The organism is Streptomyces sp. NPDC041068, assembly GCF_040647455.1.
GTDB lineage: Bacteria > Actinomycetota > Actinomycetes > Streptomycetales > Streptomycetaceae > Streptomyces.
This window is the reverse complement of record NZ_JBEZCG010000003.1, coordinates 375,594-392,115: the sequence shown is the minus strand read 5'-3', so window position 1 is coordinate 392,115 and position 16,522 is coordinate 375,594. Positions and strand designations below refer to the sequence as shown.

At 66.8% G+C, this 16,522-nt stretch carries 14 protein-coding genes; 3 read left to right on the top strand and 11 right to left on the bottom strand.

Annotated elements, in window-relative coordinates:
- Window positions 1-24 precede the first annotated feature (24 nt).
- A complete protein-coding gene (locus tag AB0B50_RS08810; protein WP_362327795.1) occupies window positions 25-1,218 on the bottom strand; it encodes an argininosuccinate synthase in 1,194 nt (397 codons plus the stop codon).
- Window positions 1,219-1,362: 144 nt separating this feature from the next.
- Here AB0B50_RS08810 and AB0B50_RS08805 point away from each other — a divergent pair, with 144 nt between their 5' ends.
- Both AB0B50_RS08805 and AB0B50_RS08800 read left to right on the top strand, forming a co-directional pair.
- Window positions 1,363-1,950, top strand: a complete 588-nt coding sequence (locus tag AB0B50_RS08805) for a pyridoxamine 5'-phosphate oxidase family protein (protein ID WP_362327792.1) — start codon at window positions 1,363-1,365, stop codon at window positions 1,948-1,950.
- A gap of 81 nt (window positions 1,951-2,031) precedes the next feature.
- Entirely contained in the window at window positions 2,032-2,994 is a 963-nt protein-coding gene (locus tag AB0B50_RS08800; RefSeq protein ID WP_362327789.1) for a bile acid:sodium symporter family protein, read from the top strand.
- Here the strand turns inward: AB0B50_RS08800 and AB0B50_RS08795 are convergent, their stop codons facing one another.
- The 8 genes from AB0B50_RS08795 to AB0B50_RS08760 form a co-directional block, all read right to left on the bottom strand.
- Complete coding sequence (locus AB0B50_RS08795) at window positions 2,995-3,540, bottom strand: arginine repressor (protein ID WP_362327786.1); 546 nt, start codon at window positions 3,538-3,540, stop codon at window positions 2,995-2,997. It lies immediately after the preceding gene.
- 19 nt (window positions 3,541-3,559) lie between these two features.
- Window positions 3,560-4,753 (bottom strand): acetylornithine transaminase, encoded by a 1,194-nt coding sequence (locus AB0B50_RS08790; RefSeq protein WP_362327783.1) that lies wholly within the window; start codon window positions 4,751-4,753, stop codon window positions 3,560-3,562.
- The gene (argB, locus tag AB0B50_RS08785) at window positions 4,750-5,694 is read right to left on the bottom strand and encodes an acetylglutamate kinase (RefSeq protein WP_362327780.1); all 945 of its coding nucleotides are present in this window, start codon (window positions 5,692-5,694) and stop codon (window positions 4,750-4,752) included. The genes AB0B50_RS08790 and argB overlap by 4 nt, the downstream gene beginning before the upstream one ends.
- Window positions 5,695-5,702: 8 nt before the next feature.
- A complete protein-coding gene (gene argJ / locus AB0B50_RS08780) occupies window positions 5,703-6,854 on the bottom strand; it encodes a bifunctional glutamate N-acetyltransferase/amino-acid acetyltransferase ArgJ (protein WP_362327778.1) in 1,152 nt (383 codons plus the stop codon).
- Entirely contained in the window at window positions 6,851-7,891 is a 1,041-nt protein-coding gene (gene argC / locus AB0B50_RS08775) for an N-acetyl-gamma-glutamyl-phosphate reductase (protein ID WP_362327775.1), read from the bottom strand. Before argC ends, argJ begins: the two co-directional genes overlap by 4 nt.
- Window positions 7,892-8,711: 820 nt before the next feature.
- Window positions 8,712-10,688 (bottom strand): DUF3732 domain-containing protein, encoded by a 1,977-nt coding sequence (locus AB0B50_RS08770; RefSeq protein WP_362327773.1) that lies wholly within the window; start codon window positions 10,686-10,688, stop codon window positions 8,712-8,714.
- Between the two features lie 5 nt (window positions 10,689-10,693).
- Window positions 10,694-11,170 (bottom strand): three component ABC system middle component, encoded by a 477-nt coding sequence (locus AB0B50_RS08765; RefSeq protein WP_362328234.1) that lies wholly within the window; start codon window positions 11,168-11,170, stop codon window positions 10,694-10,696.
- Window positions 11,163-12,368: an ABC-three component system protein gene (locus AB0B50_RS08760; protein WP_362327771.1), complete on the bottom strand. Its 1,206-nt coding sequence runs from the start codon at window positions 12,366-12,368 to the stop codon at window positions 11,163-11,165. The genes AB0B50_RS08765 and AB0B50_RS08760 overlap by 8 nt, the downstream gene beginning before the upstream one ends.
- A gap of 100 nt (window positions 12,369-12,468) precedes the next feature.
- Between AB0B50_RS08760 and AB0B50_RS08755 the strand changes: the two genes are divergently transcribed.
- Window positions 12,469-13,443 carry a hypothetical protein gene (locus AB0B50_RS08755; protein ID WP_362327768.1) on the top strand — a complete coding sequence of 325 codons (975 nt, stop codon included), beginning with the start codon at window positions 12,469-12,471 and terminating at the stop codon, window positions 13,441-13,443.
- 328 nt (window positions 13,444-13,771) lie between these two features.
- On the opposite strand, the gene AB0B50_RS08750 is transcribed toward AB0B50_RS08755, so the two are convergent.
- Both AB0B50_RS08750 and AB0B50_RS08745 read right to left on the bottom strand, forming a co-directional pair.
- Window positions 13,772-14,530, bottom strand: coding sequence for a hypothetical protein (locus AB0B50_RS08750; RefSeq protein WP_362327766.1), 759 nt, complete (start codon window positions 14,528-14,530; stop codon window positions 13,772-13,774).
- A gap of 183 nt (window positions 14,531-14,713) precedes the next feature.
- Entirely contained in the window at window positions 14,714-16,519 is a 1,806-nt protein-coding gene (locus AB0B50_RS08745) for a TniQ family protein (RefSeq protein WP_362327764.1), read from the bottom strand.
- Between the last annotated feature and the right edge of the window lie 3 nt (window positions 16,520-16,522).

The following is a 16,522-nucleotide window of genomic DNA, read 5'->3' as shown; positions in this document are numbered from 1 at the left end:
GTTGCTGGTATGGCCGATTTCGCGTTACGCGAGGTCGCGCCGGGCGGCGATCTTCGACGAGAGGCCGAAGATCTCGATGAAGCCCTGCGCCTTGGACTGGTCGAACGTATCGCCCGAGTCGTAGGTGGCGAGGTTGAAGTCGTAGAGCGACTGGTCGGACTTCCGGCCCGTGACCACGGCGCGGCCGCCGTGCAGGGTCATCCGGATGTCGCCGGTGACGCACTGGTTCGCCTCGTTGACGAAGCCGTCCAGGGCGCGCTTGAGCGGGGAGAACCACAGGCCGTCGTAGACCAGTTCGCCCCAGCGCTGCTCGACCTGCCGCTTGTAGCGGGCCAGTTCGCGCTCGACCGTGACGTTCTCCAGCTCCTGGTGGGCGGTGATCAGGGCGATGGCGCCCGGAGCCTCGTACACCTCACGGGACTTGATGCCGACGAGGCGGTCCTCGACCATGTCGATCCGGCCGATGCCCTGGGCGCCCGCGCGCTCGTTCAGCTGCTGGATCGCCTGGAGGACGGTGACGGGCGTGCCGTCGATCGCGACCGGGACGCCCTCCTTGAAGGAGATGACGACCTCGTCGGCCTCGCGGGGCTCCGCGGGGTTGGCGGTGTACTCGTAGATGTCCTCGATCGGCGCGTTCCAGATGTCCTCCAGGAAGCCCGTCTCGACGGCACGCCCGAAGACGTTCTGGTCGATGGAGTACGGCGACTTCTTGGACGTCGCGATCGGGAGCCGCTTCTCCTCGCAGAAGGCGATCGCCTTGTCCCGGGTCATCGCATAGTCACGGACGGGGGCGATGCACTTGAGCCCGGGGGCGAGGGCGACGATGCCGGCCTCGAACCGCACCTGGTCGTTGCCCTTGCCGGTGCAGCCGTGGGCGACCGTGGAGGCGCCGTGCTTCTCGGCCGCGGCGACCAGGTGCTTGACGATCGCGGGCCGAGAGAGGGCGGAGACCAGCGGATAGCGGTCCATGTAGAGGGCGTTCGCCTTGATCGCCGGGAGGCAGTACTCCTCGGCGAACTCGTCCTTGGCGTCGGCGACTTCGGCCTCCACGGCACCGCAGGCGAGCGCGCGCTTGCGGATGACGTCCAGGTCCTCGCCGCCCTGGCCGACGTCCACGGCGACGGCGATGACCTCGGCGCCCGTCTCCTCGGCGATCCAGCCGATGGCGACGGAGGTGTCAAGGCCGCCCGAGTAGGCGAGTACGACGCGCTCGGTCACGGGGCCCTCCTTGCGTGCGGTGCGTTCGCTGGTGTGCGCATTCACTGTCATGCATGAGTATGCAGTGCTCCGTATGTTTCGTCAATCCAGTCGGCATATCTTTCGTTAGACAAGCGAAGGACTTCTGGTCAATAATTCTTGGACATGGGAAAGACTTACGAACGCATCGACGGCAGGCTCCGCACCTTCATCGAGGAACAGCCGATGTTCTTCACCGCGACCGCGCCCCTCGCCGACGACGGCACGATCAACCTCTCCCCCAAGGGCCTCAAGGGCTCCTTCGCGGTCGTCGACGAACTGACCGTCGCTTACCTGGACTTCGCGGGCAGCAATGCCGAGACCATCGCGCACCTGCGGGAGAACGGCCGCATCACGCTGATGTGGTGCGCCTTCCAGGGACCGCCCAACATCGTGCGGGTGCACGGCCGCGGCGAGCCCGTCTTCCGTGACGACCCGCGCTTCAAGGAACTGCTCGGCCACTTCCCCGGCATCGACCCGACCCCGCACGGGCTGCGCGCCATCATCGTCGTGCACGCCGACCTCGTCCGCGACACCTGCGGCTACGCGGTGCCCTTCATGACGTACGACGAAGAACGCGACCTGCACGGCAAGCGCTTCGCGCGCGAGGACGACGCGTCGCTCAACGCGTACTTCACCAAGAAGGAACACATCGCGCAGAGCATCGACGGACTTCCGGGGCTTCCCCTGCCGCTGCCGCCCAGCGCCGCCTGAGCGCGCCGCGCGGCCTTCGTGTAGCGACCACATACCGAGACGAGGTTGCGCACGCGCGGGGCCGGGGCGTTGCATCGCGCCGTGCAATCCGAACAGACGATCCCCGCCGACGGCGCGGGCACCGCGGACAGGGCGGCCCGCCGCGCCGTCACCGTCTTCCCCGTCCTCGTCCTGGCCGCGGGCGCGCTCGGCCTCCTCGTACCGGACGCCTTCGAGGGCTGGGGGACCAACGTCCCGTACCTGCTGGGCGTGGTGATGTTCTGCATGGGGCTGACCATGACCCCGCTCGACTTCCAGGGCGTGGTCAAGCGGCCCTGGGCCGTCGCGCTCGGACTCGTCGCGCACTACGTGATCATGCCGGGACTCGGCTGGCTGATCGCCCACGCGCTCGGCCTGTCACCGCAGTTGGCGGCCGGCGTGATCCTGGTGGGCTGCGCGCCGAGCGGCACCGCGTCGAACGTCGTGACCTATCTGGCGCGCGGCGACGTGGCGCTCTCCGTGTCGGTCGCCACCGTCTCGACCGTCCTCGCGCCGCTGATCACGCCGCCGCTGACGCTGCTGCTCGCGGGCGAGTACCTGCCGGTGGACGCGGGCTCGATGGTGACGGACATCCTCAAGACCGTGCTGCTGCCGGTCATCGCCGGACTCTTGGTTCGGCTGCTCTTCGGGCGGTACGTCGACCGGGTGCTCGGCGCGCTGCCGTGGCTGTCGGCGCTGACCATCGCCGCCATCGTGGCGATCGTCGTCGCGGGCAGTGCCGCGGCCATCAAGTCGGCCGCGGCACTGGTGTTCCTCGCGGTGTTCCTGCACAACGGGCTCGGCCTCGCGCTCGGTTACGGCGCGGGCAAGCTGGCGCGGCTCGGCCCGCCGGCCTCGCGGGCGATGGCCTTCGAGGTCGGCATGCAGAACTCGGGCCTGGCGGCCTCGCTGGCCACGGCTCACTTCAGCCCGCTCGCCGCGCTGCCTTCAGCCGTGTTCTCGGTGTGGCACAACGTGTCGGGGGCCGTGGTCGCCGCGTGGATGGCCAGGCGTTCGCGCGGTTGATCAGTGGTCGTTCGAAGCCAGGCGCAGCAGGTGGTCCGCCAGCGCCTGACCCCCCGCCGGCTCCCTGCTGATCAGCATCAACGTGTCGTCACCCGCGATCGTGCCGAGGATGTCGTGCAGCTCGGCCTGGTCGATGGCCGATGCCAGGAACTGGGCCGCGCCCGGCGGGGTGCGCAGGACGACGAGGTTCGCCGAGGCCTCCGCGGAGATCAGCAGCTCCGCGGAGAGACGCCGCATCCGCTCCTCCTTGGCCGACTCCCCCAGCGGCGCGCGCGGGGTGCGGAAGCCGCCCTCGCTCGGCACCGCGTAGATGAGGTCGCCCTCGGCGTTGCGGATCTTCACCGCGTTCAGCTCGTCCAGGTCCCGGGAGAGCGTCGCCTGCGTGACGGTCAGGCCGTCGTCGGCGAGCAGCTTCGCCAGCTGACTCTGGGAGCGCACCGGTTGCCGGTTGAGGATGTCCACGATCCGGCGGTGGCGTGCGGTGCGGGTCTGCGGCACGGCGGGACCCGCGTGGTCGCCGTGCTCGTTGCCTTGCGCCTGGCTCATCGTCGTCTCAATCTCCGGATCATTCGTCCCCGTCGGCTTCAAGAGCCTTGTCCAGGATGCCGGGCAACGCCTGGAGGAACGTGTCCACCTCGTCGTCGCGCACGTTCAGCGGGGGCATCAGCCGTACGACATCGGGGGCGGGGGCGTTCACCAGGAAGCCGGCGTCCTGAGCCGCCTGCTGCGCCCGGGGCGCGAGCGGCTCGGTGAGCACGATACCCAGCAGCAGGCCCGAGCCCCTGACATGGTCGACGAGCGGGTGTCCGAGTGACTCGATTCCGTCGCGCAGCTTTTCGCCCGCCCGCTTGGTGTTCTCCAGGAGCCCCTCGGTCTCGATCGTCTCGATGACGGCGAGGCCCGCGGCGCACACGACGGGGTTCCCGCCGAACGTCGAGCCGTGATGACCGGGCTTGAACAGCTCGGCCGCCGCGCCGAACGCGACGGTCGCGCCGAGCGGGAGCCCGCCGCCCAGACCCTTCGCGAGCGTGACGACGTCCGGCTCGACACCCTCGTGCGCGAGGTGCTCGAACCAGTGGCCGGTGCGGCCGATTCCGGTCTGCACCTCGTCGAGGACGAGCAGCGTGCCGGTGGCGGCGGTGATCTCGCGGGCCGCCGTGAGATAGCCCGCGGGCGGCACGACGACGCCGTTCTCGCCCTGGATCGGCTCGATGATCACGAGGGCGGTCTCGGTGGTGACCGCCGCGCGCAGGGCCTCGACGTCGCCGTACGGGACATGGGTGACGTCACCGGGCAGCGGCAGGAACGGCTCCTGCTTGCCGGGCTGGCCGGTGAGGGCGAGCGCCCCCATGGTCCGGCCGTGGAAGCCGCCGGTGGTGGCGACCATGTGCGAACGGCCGGTCAGCCTGCCGAGCTTGAAGGCGCCCTCGTTGGCCTCGGCGCCGGAGTTGCAGAAGTACACCCGGCCCGCGCGTCCGAAGAGCCGCAGCAGCTTCTCGGCGAGCGTGACGGGCGGCTCGGCGACGAAGAGGTTCGAGACGTGGCCGAGCGAGCCGATCTGCGTGCTCACCGCCTCCACGACCGCCGGGTGGGCATGGCCGAGGGCGTTGACCGCGATGCCGCCGACGAAGTCGACGTACTCCTTGCCGTCGGCGTCCCACAGCTTGGTGCCCGCGCCGCGCACGAGGGGCAGCCGCGGCGTGCCGTAGTTGTCCATGAGCGCGCCCTGCCAGCGCGCGGTCAGCTCCTGGTTGCTCATGACTCCCCCTCCGTGCCGGTGGTGCTGTCGTCGTGGTCGGGCACGACCATCGTGCCGATGCCCTCGTCGGTGAAGATCTCAAGCAGGATCGAGTGCTGGACGCGGCCGTCGATCACGCGGGCCGTCTCGACGCCGTTGCGCACGGCGTGCAGACAGCCCTCCATCTTCGGGACCATGCCGCTGGCCAGCTCGGGCAGGAGCTTCTCCAGCTCCTTCGCGGTGAGCCTGCTGATCACCTCGTCGGAGTGGGGCCAGTCCTCGTAGAGGCCCTCGACGTCGGTGAGGACCATCAACGTCTCGGCACCAAGCGCCGCAGCGAGTGCCGAAGCCGCCGTATCAGCATTGACGTTGTAGACATGTCCGTCGTCCTGGGAACGGGCGATCGAGGAGACGACCGGGATACGGCCGTCGGCGAGCAGCGCCTCGATGGCGCCGGTGTCGATCTCGGTGATCTCGCCGACCCGGCCGATGTCGACCAGTTCGCCCTCGATGCGGGGCTGATGCTTGGTGGCGGTGATGGTGTGCGCGTCCTCGCCGGTGAGGCCGACGGCGAGCGGGCCGTGCTGGTTGAGCAGGCCGACGAGCTCGCGCTGCACCTGTCCGGCGAGCACCATGCGTACGACGTCCATGGCGTCCTCGGTGGTGACGCGCAGGCCCGCCTTGAACTCGCTGACGATGCCGTGCCGGTCGAGAGCCTTGCTGATCTGCGGTCCGCCGCCGTGCACCACGACGGGCCTGAGGCCCGCGTGGTGCAGGAAGACGACGTCCTGGGCGAAGGCGGCCTTCAGCTCCTCGTCGACCATGGCGTTGCCGCCGAACTTGATGACGACGGTCTTGCCGTGGTGCCGGGTCAGCCAGGGCAGCGCCTCGATGAGGATCTGCGCCTTGGGGAGCGCGGTGTGCTTGCGCGCGGTCGGCTGACTGCTGGGGTCTTTGCTCATGTCGTCGCTCATGAGCTGTACGCGCTGTTCTCGTGGACGTAGTCGGCGGTGAGGTCGTTGGTCCAGATCGTCGCGGTCTCGGCGCCCGCCGCGAGGTCGGCGGTGATGACGACCTCCCGGTAGCGCATGTCGACGAGCTCGCGGTCCTCGCCGACCGAGCCGTTCTTGCAGACCCAGACGCCGTTGATGGCGACGTTGAGCTGGTTCGGGTCGAAGACCGCGGAGGTCGTGCCGATCGCGGAGAGCACCCGGCCCCAGTTGGGGTCCTCGCCGTGCAGGGCGCACTTGAGGAGGTTGTTGCGGGCGATGGACCGGCCGACCTCGACGGCGTCGGCCTCGCTCGCGGCGTTGACGACCTCGACCTTGATGTCCTTGCTCGCGCCCTCGGCGTCGCCGATCAGCTGCCGTCCGAGGTCGTCGCAGACCTCACGGACGGCCTCGGCGAAGTCGGCGTACTCCGGGGCGACTTCGGCCGCGCCCGAGGCGAGCAGGAGGACCGTGTCGTTGGTGGACATGCAGCCGTCGGAGTCGACGCGGTCGAAGGTGAGCCGGGTGGCGTCGCGCAGCGCCTTGTCCAGGACGTCGGCGCCGAGGTCGGCGTCGGTCGTCAGGACCACGAGCATGGTGGCGAGGCCGGGGGCGAGCATGCCCGCGCCCTTGGCCATGCCGCCGACGGTCCAGCCGTCCTTGGTGACGACGGACGTCTTGTGCACGCTGTCGGTGGTCTTGATGGCGATGGCGGCCTTCTCGCCGCCGTGCGCGGAGAGTTCACCCGCGGCCTTCTCGACTCCCGGCAGGAGCTTGTCCATCGGCAGCGTGACGCCGATGAGTCCGGTCGACGCGACGGCGACCTCGCCCGCGTTGAGGGACAGCACGTCGGCCACCTTCTCGGCGGTGGCGTGCGTGTCCTGGAAGCCCTTGGGTCCCGTACAGGCGTTGGCGCCGCCGGAGTTGAGGACGACCGCGGAGACGAGGCCGCCCTTGAGGACCTGCTCCGACCAGAGGACGGGGGCGGCCTTGACGCGGTTGGAGGTGAAGACGCCCGCGGCGGCCAGGCGCGGCCCGGTGTTGACCACGAGGGCCAGGTCCGGGTTGCCGTTCTCCTTGATTCCGGCGGCGATGCCCGCGGCCGTGAATCCCTTGGCTGCCGTCACACTCACGGCGCGACTCCGATCGTAGAGAGCCCGGTGGCCTCGTCGAGGCCGAGGGCGATGTTCATGCTCTGCAGGGCACCGCCGGCGGTGCCCTTGGTCAGGTTGTCGATGGCGCTGATCACGATCACGCGGCCGGCCGCCGCGTCGTGGGCGACCTGGACGTGCACGGCGTTCGAGCCGTACACGGCGGCGGTGTTCGGCCACTGCCCCTCGGGGAGCAGGTGCACGAACGGTTCGTCGGCGAAGGCCTTCTCGTACGCGGCCCGCACGGACTCGGCGGTGACGCCGTCCTTCGCCTTCGCGGTGCAGGTGGCGAGGATGCCGCGGGGCATCGGGGCCAGGGTCGGCGTGAAGGAGACGGTGACCGGCGCGCCCGCGGCCGCGCTCAGGTTCTGGATCATCTCGGGGGTGTGCCGGTGCACGCCGCCCACTCCGTACGGGGACATGTTCCCCATGACCTCGGAGCCCAGGAGGTGGGGCTTGGCTGCCTTGCCCGCGCCGGAGGTGCCGGACGCGGCGACGATCACCGCGTCGGCCTCGACGAGGTCCGCGGCGTACGCCGGGAAGAGCGCGAGCGAGACGGCGGTGGGGTAGCAACCGGGCACCGCGATGCGCTTGGCCCCCTCCAATGCGGCGCGGGCGCCCGGCAGTTCGGGCAGGCCGTAGGGCCAGGTGCCCGCGTGCGGGCTCCCGTAGAACTTCTCCCAGTCCCCCGCGTCCTTCAGCCGGAAGTCGGCGCCCATGTCGACGACGAGGACGTCGGGGCCGAGCTGGTCGGCGACGGCGGCGGACTGCCCGTGGGGCAGGGCGAGGAACACCACATCATGCCGACGGCCCTGGCCCGCGAGGACCTCGACGGTGGTCGGCTCCAGGACGCGGTCGGCGAGCGGAAGAAGATGCGGCTGCAGCGCGCCCAGGCGCTGGCCCGCGTTCGTGTTGCCGGTCAGGGCACCGATCTCCACCTCGGGGTGGACGAGCAGCAGACGCAGCAGTTCGCCGCCCGCATACCCACTCGCCCCTGCCACTGCTGCGCGTACCGCCATGGAACCCTCCTCTTGGGTGGCATGACTATACGCATAGCCGCAGTTTTATGCAATGCCGATGGGCGCTGTGCGGGCGGCCGCCTGTGACGTTGCGCTTCAGTTGGCGGGTTTGCAGGTGATCTGGCGGGTTGTGCGTGATGCTTCGGGGGGTGCGCACGCACCTCTTCAGATTGATGACATCGGATCGCGCCGATTAACGCCGAGCACGTGCAGCGTCAAGCAGGGGCCCCGGACCTCCACCCCGCTCTGGCGAGACACCGCGACCGCACACGAGCACCTACCCAACGCCGCCCTCCGACCTCGGACGGTCAGCCCCACGACCTGCTGACCGCTGTCCCTCATGTGACTGAGCGCGATAGCCGGCGGCTGAGCGCGATGACTGGCGCGCGGGGTAGCGACTGAATCGACACGGCCAGGCGTCTTCCCGGGTTCCACGGTGCGGGCCTGGTTCGCGCGGGGCTCTCACGTCATGACGGGTGCTGTTCTTGGATACGTGTGATCTAACCGCTTCGACGAGCTGGTCGTGCCGTGCACCGTCGCGTAGGGAGAGAGCCTCGACCCGCGCACGGATTGGGCGGAACGGCGGATGGCCACTTGGCAGACTGGCGGAAGAGACATCGTCAGCCCTGTCCGTGACCTGTGGGCCGCGGCTTCGGCGAAGCGCAGAAGTGGTGACAGGGCGCGGCTTACTTCTGCCGAAGTCGGCGGCGGTACTCAACTGTCCGTGCTTCCGGGCGCGCAACGATCCCGCGCTACGCGTCCCAGTCCCAGCTTGCGGGGGCGGCCAGCCCTGCCAGCGGGCATGTTCGTCCCCTCGCGCCTACGAGCTAGGGTGTTCGTCGATCCAGCTCTGCGGGACGAGGGCCTCGCCGTCGCGCCAGTTGTAGCGAACACAATCCTGGTACCACTGGTCAGGCAGGTTGGCGTGGTCGCTGACGATGAGTTGGAAGTCGGGGGCGAGGTCGTGGGTGAAGCGGTACATCAGGTCAAACATGCCATGAACGGTGTTGCGGTCGGCGTCCGAACGGATGAGGTCGGGGTTCCCGCTGTCCTTGGCGACTTCTGAGGGGTAGAACGGCTGGGTCACCTGGTCCAGCAGAAGCATCCGCGGCACAGGCCGATGGTTTAGTGCGAAGAAGCGGTGCAACGCCAGGTGGGCGACAAGGTGGTAGCCAACCCAGTTCTCACCGCTGCCGATGCGCAGCAGCGGGGTGATCCCGTCGTCGGTGTCGGCAAGGACGGTAAGTTTGCGCACGTCGAGGCGCACGTTGCGTTCGCTGTGCTCAAGTTTGAGTTCCTGGGCGTAGGCCGTCATGTCGGTGTTGATGTAGCTGAGGGCGTGATCGAGCCGGTCCTGCATGGCGTCAGTGTCGAGTTCCGCTTCGAGTTCGTCGGCCGTTGCCTGGGCGAAGGCGGCGGACGCTCGCATCTGCAGGAGACTCCCCTCGTAGCTGTCCCCAGTGCCCGGGAGCTGGCTCAGGTGCGCGTCGATCCGGCCGCGCAGGAAAGCCTGTTCCTCGGCCTGGGCGCGGAAGCGCGTGCGGTCGGCTTCCAGTTCAGCCAGTGAGTTGAGAGCTCCTTCGACGCCCCGCAATTCTTCTCGCACAGTGTCCGCCTGCTCGGCGAGTTCCCGCAGTGTCTGCTCGCGCCGGGGCCGCACCGTGTGAACGGAAGCGAGCTGCCCCCGAAGATCGCTGAGGGTGTGCAACATGTCTTCGACAGCGCTATCGGGTTGTGGCAGGCGCGATGCGCACAGTGGACATGTGGCGTCATCTACGAGCGGCCCACGGCCGGGGGGAAGCAGGTCGACGGCATAGAGGCGGGAGATGCCGCGTTGTACCACCTGTGAGTAGCTGTTTTCTTCTGCTTCTTGCCGCGTGAGGAACCGACGCTGCTCACTGATGTCCTCCAACCGGTGGCGGAGTTGGGTGCGACTGTCTTGCAACGCGACGGTGCGCTCTGCCTGTGAGGGGTTCGCCTCGGTGGGGGGCGGCGGAAAGCGGACCGCTTCGCGTAGGGCGTCGAGCAGAGCTTCGCGGCTGCCGAACTCCTCGCCGGCGGATATCAAGCCTGCTGTGCGGGCTTGGGCCAACAGCAAGTGCAGGCGGGCGTCGATGTTGCCGTCGGCGGTTTCGGCGACCTTCAATTCCTGCTGTCTGCGTCGCAGAATTCGGCGCGCTGTGGTCAGTTCGTGCTGTTTTTGCGCCTGGTCGTCACCAACCGCACCGAGGAAGTACGGCAGGGTCGAGGTCAGCCGAGCTCCTGCGTCGCGTTCGCCTTGCCGGTGGAACAGGATGCTTCGTGTGGTGATCTCGTCCTGGTTCTGCAGGCACAGTGGTACCGCATGTCCGAGGTGGACTGCGAAGGGTGCTTGCAGGCTTCCGGGCTGTGGTTCGCTGCGGACGTCTCCTAGGCCGATCCTGAGGCCGAGCTGCTGACGCAGTTCGTCGGAGTCGCAGTTGTTGTCGAGCCGCTCGTAGGGCAAGGCCTGTAGAGCGGAGCCGAACTCAAGCATCGCGGTGGAGATGGACTTCCTCCCCTTGGCGGGAAGTCGACGTGCCACAAACGCCCGGGTGTCGGGCAACTCTAGTAGCACGGCCACCCATTCGACGGTTCTGGTGATTGGCCCGACGGACACGGGGGCGTCGTCGCGTCCCAGACAGAAGTCGACGATATCCAGGATGATGCTCTTCCCGGTCCGAGAACTGCCCGTGATGATGTTCAGTTCACCCAGCCTGAACTTCAGCTCACGGGTCTTGCCGCTCTTGCTGTAGAGAATCAGTGACCGAAGCTGCACGCTGATCAGACTCTCACGCCTAGGAGCGCCAAGAGGGTGGAAGGCTGATCTACGGTCGCCGCCCACTTTCCGACGAGTCGGGCCGCCTTCAACAGCTCCTGAAGTTCTCCCTCGGCCCGCTGTGCGGGAACAGGCGCGGAGGACACGGCTCCGGACTCCATCTGTATGAGCCCGTGCCGCAGAGCAAACCGGAGCCCTTCCCGCATCACCGGCAACGTCGACTGGACCCGAGCTCCGAAGCCCGCGAGCAGCCCCGGATTGCGCGCTGCCCAGGTAGGCAGGTGCGTTCTGGTACTGGACGGCAGTGCCTCACGAGTAGAGCCGTGCAACACCAGAACGGGCAGGACGAGCGCCAGCGGCCAGGCCATCGCGCGACCACGCTTGAGCTCGTACTCCCGGGCCATCACGGCCTGTACCGCACCTACCAGTGCCGGGTTGAGGAACGTGGCAAAGGCCTGCGGCTGATGGACGCGGCTAGGCACGAACTGAGCCAACGGTCAGTTCCTGGACCCGCTGCACGAACTCGGGATGCCACCCCACGCGCGCTTCATCCGCTAGGCAGTGATGCTGGCCACGATGGAAGAAGACCTGGTCGTACTGGTCCCGGATCCTGACTGTGACGCTGTCCAGCACCTGCCACAAAAGCTCTTCCCCCGCGTCCTGTCGCTCCTGCTCGCCAGCATCCGCCGGCAGGCGACGCACCATGCGGGCAAAGAGACGCTCCCACTCGTCAATCAAGTCGGCTTGGTATTTGCCCAGTTCGTCCAGCCCGATCAGGTCGTTGGTGGCCCAGGCCACGGCCTGGGTATAGGCGCGGTAGTAGTCCATCATCGCCTTCTCCAACTCGGGCCGGCCGAGGTTGACCCACCGCAGCTGGTGAACGAAGCACCGATCGTCATAGACCGTTCCGCGCCGTTGGGCGGCCTTCCAGTCACTTCGCTCCACCAGCGTCGGAAGCCGGTCGGCTGCGTAGTCGTCCCGGATCTGCTCCACCCGCCGATGCACCGACCCGACGGAAACGCTCGTCCGACGCTTCTGCAGCATCTCCACGACTTGGTCGTACCACCACGCCCACAGCTGCTCCATGAAAGCTGCCTGCGGACCCTCTCCCGACGGCAGAGTGAACAGCAGTTGCTTACGCACCGCACTATCGAGGTCATCAATGCCGAGCGTGCCGTCGATGACACGCATCCGCTGAACGAACGTCGCGCGCTCGCCCGCCGACAGCGCAAGAAACCGCGCGCGGGCCTCAGCTGTGTCCTTCGACTTGGAGACTGAGGCGGCCGACTCGAGCCGCCGCAGGGCCGCTGCCGGGTCTCGACTCGTGCTGCGCAACGCAGCGGCGGCAGACCCCTCCCGCGCCTGCTGGGTGGTGACGAGCGTCAGCCACGGCCCCTCTGCGTCTCCGGGGTCATGGGTGTCCATCCACGATCGGATAGTGCGCCACAGATCGTCATCCCGATCACCCAGCGTCCGGGTCGACCGTTGGTGAAGTTTCGTCTGCAGCAAATCGACAGGACGGTCAGCGACCTCCCATGCCACGTCGTCGTGCAATTCGAGGCTGATGGCTCCGTCCGGCCGCTCAAACGATCCCCGAAGGAGCTCCAGCAGCGCCCACTTCGCCTGATAGAGGTAACCCAGCGCTGAGGCCGACGCATCGTGAGACACCTGAGAGGGCATGATCCAGTCTCCTCACGCAGCATGGCCGGTGTCCAGCCTCCTAGCCGCATTTGATAGCCCATTACCAGCGCGAAGTCCCTTATAGACCGTCCTGCACGTAGTGGTGCCGATTCTGGTCAGCTGGTCTCTCCAAATACGCAGTGCCCTCGCACACGGCGCCTCTATCTTGATTCGCATGTCCCAAGCATCGATCCACGAGCACCTGCTGATATCGGCCCGGAAATGGGCGCGCACGGCTGTCGATGCGTACCTGGAGGAGCCCATCGACCAGGACTTCGCCGTGCACCACATGGCGGTCGCAGTGGAACACGCGTCCAAGGCGTACCTGGCGTCCATCGCTCCCGTGCTCCTCGCCTCGGAGAAGCAGCCGAGCGTCGACGACCTCCTGGTCCTGAGTGGGAACGAGGACAAGGCGAAGAAGGGCCGCGCCGGGCTCAAGACCATCGGCGGCGAGGGGGCCATCCTCAGAGCAGCCCAGCTTCTCGGCCCCGAGCACAAGACGCCTGCCAAGCTCAAGGAACTACGAGAGTCCCGCAACGGCATCACCCACATGGGATGGGGTCAGCCCGTGACCGAGTGCCGCGCGCTCCTGGCCGCAGGCATCGAACACATCAACGCACTCCTGAAAGCCCTGTCGACAGAGCCCGATGGCTTCTGGGGCACGCACCTCGAAGCCTGCACCGCGCTGGTAGCCCAGGCCATGACCGAGAGGGAGGTCCGCTACAACGCGAAACTCCGGCAGGCCCACGAGCGCTTCGCCGAGACCACTCGGCGCCTGTCCGAAGCCGAGATCACCGAACTCGTCAGCAGTCTCTCCGCGCTGCCGACTGCCGCTCCATGGCCGTTGACCGTACCCGCAGCATGCCCCGCGTGCGGGCACACCGGCTTCGTAAGCGGCCGGGACAAGTCAGGTGAATACGGCGAAATCTGGTTCCTCCCACGGCACTTCGGGTGCCGCCTGTGCGGTCTCACACTCACGATGTGGGAACTCGACCTCGCTGGAATCAAGGGCCAGATACTCAATGACGATGAAGAGCCCGACCCTGACTGGGAACCCGACTTCGAAACATACTGAAGCCTCCGACAGCCGTTCCCCACTGACTGTGCCCCATCCGTCACGGGAAGGCCAGCGTCCTGGGCGTACCTGCCCTGCAGGGCCGCAGGTTGTAATTTCAGCGGGCCAATCGGCCCGCGCAGGGGGTCACATCTGCGAGGCACATCATGGAACGTCACGGGCAGCATAAGCCGCGTCGCTCACAGGACGAGAGCGGGCAGCCGAAGGCGGAGTGGCTCGGCACCGCGTTCCATTCCACGGAGGGAATTCCTCACCTGGATGTTCGCCGGTCCGGCAACGGCATTCTGATCACCTCCTCTCCTGCCGAGATCGACGGCTTCGCGGCTTGTTAGTTCGTGGGCTTGCCACTGAGAGACTTCCACCACGCCTCAACGAGACTGCGGATGAATGCTTCACCCTCAGCCAGGTTCATTGTCCGCTTAGGCAGTCCGGCGCCACTGGCCCTTGCATGACGCGCATCACTGCCACTCACGTCAGGTCGATTAGCCGATGCCGTGAATGCAGAGATGTCACCATCGGGCACCCACTGCGTTGCCCTAACCGCTTTCTCGCCCCCGATGTTGCTTCGCACAATCTCATAGAGCTTGTAGAGGTCAACCCAGTTGAGTGAAACACTCGGCTTACCCAGGATCTCCAGAGCCTCAGCCACGTCAGGATGGCTGGATGCCAACTGGAGGTACGGTGGCCCTTCCGCCGGTGGCGAAGGCGGGGGCTCGGATACCGAGGACTGTCCATCATCCGTTGACACAATTACGGCGCACGCCTTGGACCGAACCACGGCGGTGTCAGCCGCCACCACATGATGGCGGCGGGTGCCGCCATCGCCGTCATCCTCAACGAAAGTACCGGGCAGGCTGACAGGCCGGAAACTGCTGTCGAGGATGCGAGCAACACCTGTCACTTTCTGGAGGAGACGAGTAGCTGCCTCGACCAGCCGCCCGCCATCGCCCATCAGGCCGTCCAACTCAGATGAGCTCAGGTAGTAGCCGTCATCTTCTTTGCTAACTTTCGACTCGCCCTCGCGGAATAGTTCAACGAGGGAATCCAGATCAAACACGTGCCCTTCAAGTTTTGCTTTCACCGCCATGTCGCCTCCTTATTGCACTCTATCTTTTCGATCTTTTCGCTCACCGCAGTCTGCGACCGACTGTAGTTCCTGACCATCTGGTGAAATTGCCACATCCACTGCGTCCACACGTCCGTAGCCGCGCACCTAGGAAAGAACTATGTCGGCACTCAGGCCCGGTGCAGGGTTGCGGATTGATGTTACCTATCTCGAAAAGTCGCAGTTCACGTGCTGATCGGCGTACTCGGTCAGGAGCTCCCCGAGCGCGGAGTAGTGAGGCGAGACACCTGGGTTGACGAGCAGGCACCACATGGTGTTGCGACGGCTCTCCCACCATTTCTGTTTCTGAAGATTTTGGCTGGCTTCCATGGGGCGCGGGGCGAAGAGGTGCTCACCTTGTGTAATACGGCTCCAAACGAAGATCGAGGCGATGTGTCGCTTGAGATCGTCGTAGTGGGCTGGGGTGGTGGACGAAGGCGGGACTTTGGTGGTGAGCTCGCGCCAGCTCTGCTCGTCGAGGTACCAGTTCCGGAGTGTTTGACGCCGGTGTCTGTAGTCGGGGAGATCTGGCGCATGGACGTCGAGGGCGGTAGCCAAGGCGTGCAGGGCGGTGTCGAACTCGAACACATCGAGCTTCAGGTGGGCCCATCGGCGGATGGCACCCGTTGCGCTCGTTGGGGCGTGGATGCCGAGGAAGTCCGCAGCTTGGTCTAGAGAGCCGCCCATGGCCATTTGTGCGAGTCGGACGGACGCTGTGCGTCGCAAGATCCGCTGGCTGACACCGCTGCATTTTTGAAGGTACTGGTCAGCCCAGCTCTTGGGTAAGAAGGCGGGTACCTGTTCGGGAGCGAATCCGTCGTGCTGGGCGGGCGACCGGCGCGCGGATAGACCACCGCTGATGGCGTGGGTGAGCGGGGCACCAGCTTCTCTGAGACGGCTGGAGCAGGCGTCCTGTTGTCCCACAAAGCGCTCGGACCAGGTGGTCGTCCGGTTCATGGTGCGGTCACGCAGCACGAGGGGAACCAGGTGCGAGCGGAGGTCATCCCTGTCAAGCACCGATTGAGCGATCCGCAGGAGGGCAGCGGCTGCGGCTGAGCCGACGGGCAGTTCGGTGAATCTGTGGATTCGGCGACTGGCAGTCGGCCGCGCGGCCAGGTTGCGGAGGTAGCTGTCTGCGATGTTGCCTGCGACGAGGGGGGCCTGGTGCTTCGCCTCGGGCCAGGTCATGACGACGAGCGCGGCAATCAGTTGCAGGTCAGTGAAATACTCGGAGGCTTCGCGCTTCGAGATGTCTGGGGACAGGTGTCTTAGAATTTGAGCCTGTAGGGCCACCATGTCCGGGAATGGCCGTGTTGGGACCGCCACAATCTGCTGATCAAGCCGGATTCCGCAGGCGGGACCCGTGCGCTTGTTGCCTTCGGGGAACCGCAGTGGATTTCTGCACTGCACTGGATGAAGGCTGGCGTCGCCAATCCTGGCAACCAGTCGACTGCCCGTACTGGCATCGGGGGCCTGGTGACATCCAGGGCACCCGTAGCGCAGGTATCTGCGGTGCTCCAGGCAGGCGAAGACCACGGGGAGCCTCCAGGACTTCTTCCAGGGGCCACCGTGCTGCTGCTGAATGACTGATCCGTCGCCAGCCAGGCATTCGGGGCAGTAGCGGGCCGTGCTTCGGAAGAGCCAGTCGCCAGCATGTCGACGCCCGCCAGCTTCGATGGCCCGAGTGATGGGCGGATATCGACCGTTCCAGCAAGCCAGAGTGAGAGCAGTGACCTCGTCTGGGTGAAGGCGGGTGGTGCGGGCGACCCGGGTCGTTACATCCTCGGGGAGTGCGGTGGCCAGGGCACTGTTCGAGGCAAAAAGACCATGCGCGTCGAGGTTCCCGATACCGGTGTGCTGCATCAGCCACCCCGGAGGCAGGGCCAGCCGGTGGGAAAGTCGAAGCACGTAACCGGAGAGGGATTCATCGGGCAAAGGATCGAGGCTGCGGGGAAGCGACGACAGCAGCATGTA